Genomic DNA, 8,676 nt, shown 5'->3' on the forward strand with positions numbered 1-8,676 from the left:
AACTATATTGAAATGCTAAATAATGTAAAGGCAGACTTAGTTTATGATATGCATGAGGACTCAATTACTCTTAGATTATCGTATCACATTGCAAAAAAACTTAATAAACCTCTTATTAAGCTTCTTCATGATGAACCTTTTAGGAAGACTTTTGGAAGGGGATATAGGAAGATTTTAGGACTTTATGGTTTAGCCTATGATACTCTGATGTGGTATTTTTACAAGCTAGATAGAAAGGCTTACATAAAGGCTATGAGTGATGGTGTATTGAAAGGAATTGCGTCCGTTTCTCAAGCTTCCATTGAATTATCTAGAATAGATGAGATATGCAATAAGTATAACATTAAATTAAAAGTATTTAGAGTAGGAAATGCGTTTAATAAGGATTTAATATATAAATTTAGGAGGACCAAGGGAAAAGACGATTATGCGGTATTATTAGCAAGGTTAGTTCCTCAAAAGGGAATAAGAGAGCTTCCTAATATTGCTAATCTATTAAAAAGTAAGGTAGTCGTCTTCGGCAAGACGATAAATGAGAGGGATGAAGAGATGCTAATGTCCTCTAGAAAAATAGAGTATAAAGGATATAGGCCAATTGAAGAAGTATATGATACCGTATCTAAGGCTAAAGTGTTAATATATCCCTCAAATTGTAAAAGAGTTTAAGAAAAAGATTAGGGAAGCTGACGCTCTATTAATAGCTACTCCGGAATACAATAGGTCAATACCAGGGGTGTTAAAGAACGCAATTGATTGGGCATCAAGGCCATATAACGACAATGCTTTTAGTGGAAAGATAGCTGCTATTGTTAGTGCTTCTATGGGAATGCTAGGAGGATCCTTGGCTCAGTATCACTTGAGGCAAATATTATCCTTCCTTAATGTAATAGTAGTTCCTGCACCAGAGGTATTCGTAAGCTTTGCTCAGCAAAAGTTCGACGAGCAGGGAAATTTAACTGATGAGACTGCGAAGAAGTTAATAAGCCAGTTGATATCAAATTTAGTTTATCAAGTGAAAATATCTAAAAATGTTCAAGTAATAAGAGTATAACAGCTTTTTTACTTTATTATTCCTTGTTTGAGGAAATTAATCAATATTTGCGTGGTAGTAACAATTTATTTTTTAGTGTCAATAACTAATTTTTAGTTAAAGTTCCTAATCTAAATCGTGAATCCTATAATATTAGCAGTCATATTAGGCTTATCTCATGGTATAGAACCTGATCATGTAGTTACGGCAAGACTGTTAAAGACTAGGCGAAAGATATTACAATTCGCTTTATCACATTCAGCTGGTTTCATAGTTATAGCTATACCGCTCGTCATATTAATAGGGGATAATAAGATTCTTGAGATAATTGCAGATATAGTAGGAATAATATTCTCAATCCTTCTTATAATCGAAGCTATAACTGGTAAAGAATTCGATATTGGTGCTAATACCGCTGGAGTACTTCAAGGAGCTTTTGTTATTACTCCTACAAAGGTTATAGTGATAGTTATAGCATCATCTGGATATAATTTATTATATTCTATAGAAACACTCTTAGCTTTCATATTTGCATCGTTTATTTCAATATTTTCCCTTTCAATATTAAATATCATACCTAAGAGAATTTACAAAATTCTGAATATGTCAATAGCTTTGTTTACACTGGGTTATCTTATATTTTCATTATTCAGTTAGATTTATTTCCTTCTTTAATTCATTAACCAAGGTAATTAAGTCTATTTCAGCTTTTCTTATACTTCTTATCTGCTCTAGGACTTTCCTTTCCTTTTCAGTGATTACGTACTCACCGTCTTTTTCTTCAATTAAACCATTTTCTTTCATTAATGCCAAATATTTTTTAGCCAAAGATGCACTAAGATTTACATATTTCATTATCGATGATATTCTATTTATCTTACTGTCAATAGCCTCTAGTATGTCGGAAATTATTTCTTCACGGTTTCTCCTCATTATTATCATGATAACCTTTAATTGAACGCATATATATTTATTTTCATAATTACTTTAACGGCATCAACATTATATATAATATCAGATATAAGATATCAATTATCGTGATCTATGTCCTATAGAAAGTTGTTATCAGGAAACAATTTATTGAATATCACTATCTACAAAAAGTATATATTGCATCTATTTACTATTATTCCTATCTTTCATTAACACTTGCTTCCCTTAATATGTATAAATTTATCACTTAATTGTTTTCTTACAACGAGATCTACTACTTATAATTAGCGATCTCATCTCGAATGGTGAAACTTGTCGTCACTTTATTATGAAATTTCTTGACATATGTTTCTTACGATTTGAGGAAAGCTTCACTCTTCGGGGAGGAAGTCAGAACTTAAATCTCTCTAGGAGATAATTCATGTAAACTTCATTTACAAATAATTTTAAAAATCTAATTTTATTGAATCCTAAACTACTACCTCTATCTTCATTTATCCTAAACTTTATTATCTCAAGATCTTCTCTCATTTTCATCGATAGGTAAACATCTTCGTACCCATTGATAAACGTTTCATCAAAAACTTTTCCATTGATTACCCTTCTATTCAAGATTAGAAAACTTCCTGCATTTAAGAATGAATCAATAATTTCCCCGGAAAGCTTAATAAAGGGACCTACCATGGAATTAATTAATACGACGTGTTTAATCTTGAGATTTTCTCCATACTTATTTAACAAATAACCATATACTTCTGCTGGTGGCAAGTGGAATATTTTGCCTATGATGTGCATTACTCTAACGAAATCGGAAGTTGGTTTTACTATTGATACTCTGTACGTATGATATGATGATGGACTAGCCAATACCATACCTTTTGTAGCCGTAGAAAGTTCATCGATTAACTTAGTAGCATTATCTACTTTATGCATATCGTCATTTGAAATAACTACCCATTTCGGATGTGACTCTATAGCCTTTAAAACACCTAAATTTACGCTTCTTGCATAGTTGAAGAATTTCCCCCTACTTTCAACGAAAACTATTGGTAAAGGTGAGAAAATTGATTTAGCTTGCCTAGCTCTCCCAGAATTAACGTCCATAGTGGGAATAACGACTACTACATCATTTTCTGTATTATCCTTAATTACTTTGATTTCCGCTGAAGGTCTATTTTTCATCCATTTAATAATCGAATCTCTATCGAATTGATATACTCTCTCTATCTTCCTAGGTTCTTCACTAGAGTAATAGGTCTCTATGTTAGATTCCACATTCGTTCACCTACTCTATAAAATAATGTGTAGAAGTTCATCATAGTTAAAGAATATATTGCATCCTCTATTGGAATAGTCAAGATTCTAATCCCTAATATAGAGTGAGGTCCATAGATGACTATAGGAAGGGAAGTCAAAAAGTAATCGAAAACTAGGAAAGGAATATAAGTTAAAGCAACAAATACCCAATAATTAGTTGATTTAAACATTTCTTCATCAAATATCTCTACTAGAATGAGAGAAGCTGAGAAGTATATAAGGTCTACAAAAGTATATGAAAAATATCTAAAAAAGAAGTCTAATACTAAAACAATAATTGATACAATCAACACTTTGTCTCTTCTGACAAAAGGTATCTTATTGTCTCTTATTTTAATATTTACAAAGTCATATATCATCAGACAAGCGAAAGGTGTAACGAAGAAAAATAGTATCTCCTCAATTGGTAAATTGATAATTTTGAGTCCAATTATCCAATACGGGTTAAAGCTCCAACTGTCTATAGAGGTTGCAAAAATATCCCACAATATGAATGGTATAGAGGATACTAGAATGGAAAAGGCTAAAGCTTTGTACCTTCTTTTCACGAAAAGAAGAGATATGATTAGAGTAGGAAAGAATATCATGGAGTCTATTTCGATATATGCTAAATGGGGATAAAAGAAGGTAACCATCTCAATACACCTACTAGCGAATTATAGACACCTTGAGTTATTATCCTCCTCTTCTTTGGTTTAACCTTTACCCTTATCACTACACATGGATCGTGCCATATCTTATTAGCTGTCCATTTATACATATCAGCTGCAGTCTTTATCGGTATTAGATACCTCAATGGAATGTACTTATATCCCTTCTCGGCTTCTCTTTGGTATACATTAAACCTTTCAATCTGAAACCTCATATACTTCTTAAACCCTTCATTGCATTCACATAAGCTCTTAATACCAAATTTTCTCATTTCGTCGTAAGGCAGATACTGTCTACCTAACTCAACGTCTTCCTTAACGTCGCGAATGAAGTTCAAATACTGCATTGCTCTTCCTAACATTCTAGCGTAGTAACTTGACTCCTGATTTAAACCCAAAATCCTCATCATCATTAGACCAATTACCTCAGCTGAGCCATACATATATTTTAATGTCTCATCGATAGTGTAATATGTCTTCTTATAAATATCAGACTCCATAGAATTCAGAAATGCCTCTACCCACTCCCTTTCAATCCTTTTTCTTTTCATTAGGTCTGAAAAGTTAGTTAGAACAACGCCATCAATTTGCTTACCCTCTAACACACGGTAGAACTTGTCTCTCATTTCATAAAATTCATCTACTTTTTGTGGTATCGAATCAACTAAATCATCAAAAACTCTGACAAAAGCGTAAAGCCTCGTCACATCTCTTCTGACTTCATCTGGAAAGAATAGAGTACTATTATAATAAGTTACACTGCCCCTCCTAAAGATGGCATTTAATGTTTTATAATCATCCATAATTCTATAAGAGGAGTACACGATAAAGCATTGTATAAAAAACCGTTTAACAATCGCTTTTTAAAAGCTATTAAAATATTTTTAACACACGCTTTATTTATATTAAGCCTTATATATGATATGCTATTCCATACCATAGAACTAATCCTGATCAGTATTACAGTATTTTTTGGGATGGAGTTCATAGCTAGAGGTCTACATAAATACGTCATGCATGGTTATCTATGGATATTACATGAAGACCATCATAAGGAAAAACAAGCTGAGATAGAGAAAAATGATGCCTTTGGAATTTTATTCGCATCAATAGCAATATTTCTAATAATAGAGTGGTTAAGTACTGGGAGTCTACTATTCTTGTCTGTAGCGTTAGGGATGACTGCATATGGCTTAGCTTACTTTTTTATTCATGATATGATCATCCACGATAGGCATTTACATCTAAGGTCTTGGGGTTTAAAACACAGATTATTTAGACAGCTTATTTTAGTTCATGACGTTCATCACAAGGAAGGAAGAGGGAATTGGGGTTTTCTACTGGTAATTAAGGGTATAGACAAGATTCCTAACGAGAGTGAAATTAAGTGAATGTAGTTATAGTAGGTTCTGGGATAGGAGGATTATCAACAGCACTATATTTACAGAGAAAAGGTTTTCAAGTCACTGTGTTAGAAAAACTAAGTGAACCTGGGGGAAGGGCTAGGAATTTTTCAGTGGGAGAATTCTCTTTTGATATGGGTCCCTCATGGTACTTAATGCCAGAAGTATTTCAAAAGTTTTACCGAGAAGTAGGAGAAGAAGTTCCAGAAATAGAGAAAGTTGATCCTCTATTTTCTCTGTATGTAGGAAAATTAAATGAGTTAGGCAGAGGTGTTGATATATATGCCTCTGAACCTAACGTAATTAAAGGCGATGTTGAAAAGTATATAGAAGATACGAAGTTCATGTATGAACTTGCAATGGAGAGGTTTCTTTTCAAAGAAATGAGAATTAGTGACATGTTTGATAGTGTCATAATTAAAAACTTTAGGAAATTCCCCATATTCTTGAATTTGGATTCATTTAACAGGAGGTACTTTAAGGATGATGTTTCATTGAAGGCTGTAGGTTTTTCTTCAGTGTTTTTAGGAGGTTCTCCTTTTAGCACTCCTGCAATATATGCAATGGTGAACTACGCAATCTTGGGGAAAGGTGTATATTATCCAAAGGGTGGATTTAAGGGTTTGGTAAATAAATTATTCGAGGCATGTAAGAGAGCTGGAGTCGATTTCTTGTTTAACTTTGAAGTAGATAGAGTAAAGGTAAAGGAGAACAAGGTTATATATGTTGAATCAGAGGGTAGGAAGGTAGATGGAGATCTTTTTGTATTTAATATGGATTATCATTACGCTGACCTTCTCCTGCCCCCCGAATACGCATTAGGAGAGTATTATTGGGAAAGGAGAAAATTAGCTCCTTCTGCTATTTTAGGTTATTTAGGCGTAGAAGGAGAGGTTAGGTCAAGCCATCATACCATAATAATTAATGGAGACTGGAAGATGCATTTTGACTCAATATGTAAAGGTAAGGAAATAGATGTGGGGAACATGTCATATTATGTGAGTTATAGGAAAGCTACTGACAAGAATTTAAAGGGTGATGATTTAGTTTTTCTCATTCCAATACCTCCAGGTTTTAAGGAAAGGGAAGAGTATTTGTTAAATAAAGCAATTGAAGATTTTAAGATAAAGACTGGTTCTAATTTTGTCATAAAGTTTAAGAGAACTTTTGGACTTCTTGATTTTATGAGAAATTATAATGCATATAAGGGAACAGCATTTGGTCTTTCTCACACTTTAAGTCAAACTGGTCCTTTCAGACCTCCTTTGAAGAATAAGAGTATAGACAATTTATTTTATGTGGGACAATATACTCAGCCCGGCATAGGTGTTCCCATGGTTACTATATCTTCAATGTTAGTAGGAGAGAAAATCATTACCTCGATGCGGAGATAATAAGGAATAACTTAACTTTTTATTATTATATGGTAAAAACATTCTAATGACCCCTTAACCTTTATAGTATCTTTAAAAGCTCAAATGGATATAACTATGTAAATTTTAACGGAAAATTAGCTATGAAGGGATCTTAGTTATTCATGTCTAATCTTTAATTTATATAAGTTAACACATGAAGGTTGGTATATAAAACTTAATTACTCTATTCTCTAAATATAAGTTGTGGTATATAGACAGTGTATCAAATGGAAGAAGGGCTTAGTTAATACTCAGTGTGAAATAGAAGTTCAAGTTAGTGATGATAACGAGGTATATATTATAAAAAATGGAATAGTGAAAAGAGTTAAGAGTGAAAGTGACATTATGCCTTACATTAGCGCTATTTCTTCAGCGTTTAGAGCTATAGTCTTAAGTAGATTAGATCCAGTTTTGGCTGATAGATTATACAGATTAATTTACAAGTTACCTCCTTTTACTGAAATTAGAAAGGTCTCAGAGAGGGCTTATTCCATATGGAGTGGATCATATCCTAGTTTCGTTGTATTTTTGGACCTCAGCCCCGACACAATAAAATATTTACCCCCCACTAGACTTATAGAGATAGACTCTCAGTATTACGCTCATATAGAGCCTTTAAGTAAGAGTATGGAAAAATATGCTGAATGGGCTAACAATACAGCTTATATTTACGGTAATCAGATGTGTATTGCATTAAGAGGATGCACATCCTTTGGTGATGAAGCTTACAGTATAAGAAGTATTGATCAAAACCTTAACGTAGTGAAACTATGGCTATTTTACATAATCTTTGGGTCAGGTATTCTTGTTGTAAATAATAACGTAAACAATTTAGAAAAATTCGTCATTTTAAGATACGATAAGGGGTTTGAATTTCTTGAAAGCTCGAATGATAATGGGAAGTTGGGAATAGAGGCGGATAACAAGAGGATACGTTTAACATTAGACAATGAGGAACTGCTTAATGTAGATTACACTTCCTCACAATACATACAATTTTCATATCCATTGAGTTGGAAAAGTAGGTATTCAATAAACGACTTTGTATCATCATTAAAGATGTGGAAGGGTAAGTAGAAGAATTATGTTAATAAATTAGAGACATGAATCCACTAATTCCTATTAACGCCATGGTAATCCAGTAAATTATCAATCTAGTTTTACCATATGCATAGTCCCCCATTATTTTCCTATCTCCTACGAGAATTCCTATGAAGAAGGCAGGAATTAGGGCTACTATAGGTGAAATAGACATTAGAGTTAAGACAAAATTTACTATCTTGTCAAAATTATTGCTAAATATCATTACTACTATTAAAGCCGGTACACTTTCCGTAAGGTAAAGCCAAACTAAGTTCTTATAACTCTTTTCATCATATGGATCGTATTTATTCAAGGACTCTAAAGTGCCCCATGCACTTCCAAAAGACTCTACGATTAGTGCTAAGAAGCCAGCACTAATTAATCCTATACCAAAAATATAGGGAGATAGGTTACCAGAGATTATTGAAAGAGCTTGAGATACTTGTTCATAGTTTAATGGATCTACAGACTTTGAAATACCAGTCGTCGCTAGTTCTATTGCTACCATCAATGCCTCTGAAACGATAGCTCCTATTATAGTTTCATAAGACGACCATCTAACCTTCACTTCAGATGATGAATTGGCATCTATGTACTTGTAAGCAGTAGCGGAAGCTTGATAAAACAACATGAATGGCATTATTACTGCTCCTATATTTGCTGCTACCAGAAAAATAAACGATGGTGAGGAGGAGAAATAGAATATTTGCTGATTAGGGACTATTCCCCTTAATCCCGCTTGAATTATAAATGAAATCATCAATATGAATGATATTCCCAATAATATTTTTTCTGCCTTTGTATATTTTTTCGTAAGTATTATAGCAAGATGAATTAGGAAAAAT

The 8,676-nt window shown here is 33.0% G+C and carries 10 protein-coding genes and 1 pseudogene; 6 read left to right on the forward strand and 5 right to left on the reverse strand.

Going from position 1 to position 8,676, the window contains the following annotated elements; all coding sequences use genetic code 11:
- From DMP16_RS06035 to DMP16_RS06045, 3 genes and pseudogenes are all read left to right on the forward strand, one after another.
- Window positions 1–666, forward strand: a pseudogene (locus tag DMP16_RS06035) (glycosyltransferase family 1 protein); the annotation flags it as partial.
- Window positions 667–697: 31 nt separating this feature from the next.
- Window positions 698–1,051, forward strand: coding sequence for an NAD(P)H-dependent oxidoreductase (locus DMP16_RS06040; protein WP_255446816.1), 354 nt, complete (start codon window positions 698–700; stop codon window positions 1,049–1,051).
- 117 nt (window positions 1,052–1,168) lie between these two features.
- The gene (locus DMP16_RS06045; protein ID WP_069282910.1) at window positions 1,169–1,687 is read left to right on the forward strand and encodes a hypothetical protein; all 519 of its coding nucleotides are present in this window, start codon (window positions 1,169–1,171) and stop codon (window positions 1,685–1,687) included.
- On the opposite strand, the gene DMP16_RS06050 is transcribed toward DMP16_RS06045, so the two are convergent.
- The 4 genes from DMP16_RS06050 to DMP16_RS06065 all read right to left on the reverse strand — a co-directional run bounded on the left by DMP16_RS06050 (window position 1,676) and on the right by DMP16_RS06065 (window position 4,733).
- Window positions 1,676–1,963, reverse strand: a complete 288-nt coding sequence (locus tag DMP16_RS06050; RefSeq protein ID WP_143576979.1) for a winged helix-turn-helix domain-containing protein — start codon at window positions 1,961–1,963, stop codon at window positions 1,676–1,678. The genes DMP16_RS06045 and DMP16_RS06050 overlap by 12 nt on opposite strands.
- 390 nt (window positions 1,964–2,353) lie before the next feature.
- The gene (locus DMP16_RS06055; RefSeq protein WP_069282914.1) at window positions 2,354–3,238 is read right to left on the reverse strand and encodes a hypothetical protein; all 885 of its coding nucleotides are present in this window, start codon (window positions 3,236–3,238) and stop codon (window positions 2,354–2,356) included.
- Complete coding sequence (locus DMP16_RS06060; protein WP_069282916.1) at window positions 3,223–3,915, reverse strand: lycopene cyclase domain-containing protein; 693 nt, start codon at window positions 3,913–3,915, stop codon at window positions 3,223–3,225. The genes DMP16_RS06055 and DMP16_RS06060 overlap by 16 nt, the downstream gene beginning before the upstream one ends.
- Complete coding sequence (locus DMP16_RS06065) at window positions 3,888–4,733, reverse strand: phytoene/squalene synthase family protein (protein WP_069284649.1); 846 nt, start codon at window positions 4,731–4,733, stop codon at window positions 3,888–3,890. The genes DMP16_RS06060 and DMP16_RS06065 overlap by 28 nt, the downstream gene beginning before the upstream one ends.
- 120 nt (window positions 4,734–4,853) lie before the next feature.
- Here DMP16_RS06065 and DMP16_RS06070 point away from each other — a divergent pair, with 120 nt between their 5' ends.
- The 3 genes from DMP16_RS06070 to DMP16_RS06080 all read left to right on the forward strand — a co-directional run bounded on the left by DMP16_RS06070 (window position 4,854) and on the right by DMP16_RS06080 (window position 7,825).
- On the forward strand, window positions 4,854–5,321 hold the full coding sequence (locus tag DMP16_RS06070) for a sterol desaturase family protein (protein ID WP_069282918.1): 468 nt from the start codon (window positions 4,854–4,856) through the stop codon (window positions 5,319–5,321).
- Window positions 5,318–6,727, forward strand: a complete 1,410-nt coding sequence (gene crtI, locus DMP16_RS06075) for a phytoene desaturase family protein (RefSeq protein WP_083216360.1) — start codon at window positions 5,318–5,320, stop codon at window positions 6,725–6,727. Before DMP16_RS06070 ends, crtI begins: the two co-directional genes overlap by 4 nt.
- Before the next feature lie 225 nt (window positions 6,728–6,952).
- Window positions 6,953–7,825: a hypothetical protein gene (locus DMP16_RS06080; RefSeq protein WP_069282920.1), complete on the forward strand. Its 873-nt coding sequence runs from the start codon at window positions 6,953–6,955 to the stop codon at window positions 7,823–7,825.
- A gap of 10 nt (window positions 7,826–7,835) precedes the next feature.
- On the opposite strand, the gene DMP16_RS06085 is transcribed toward DMP16_RS06080, so the two are convergent.
- The coding region (locus DMP16_RS06085) for a divalent metal cation transporter (RefSeq protein ID WP_143576980.1) at window positions 7,836–8,676 on the reverse strand (841 nt) is incomplete at its 5' end.

It is taken from the genome of Sulfolobus sp. B1, assembly GCF_007050195.1.
In the GTDB taxonomy this organism is placed as follows: domain Archaea; phylum Thermoproteota; class Thermoprotei_A; order Sulfolobales; family Sulfolobaceae; genus Saccharolobus.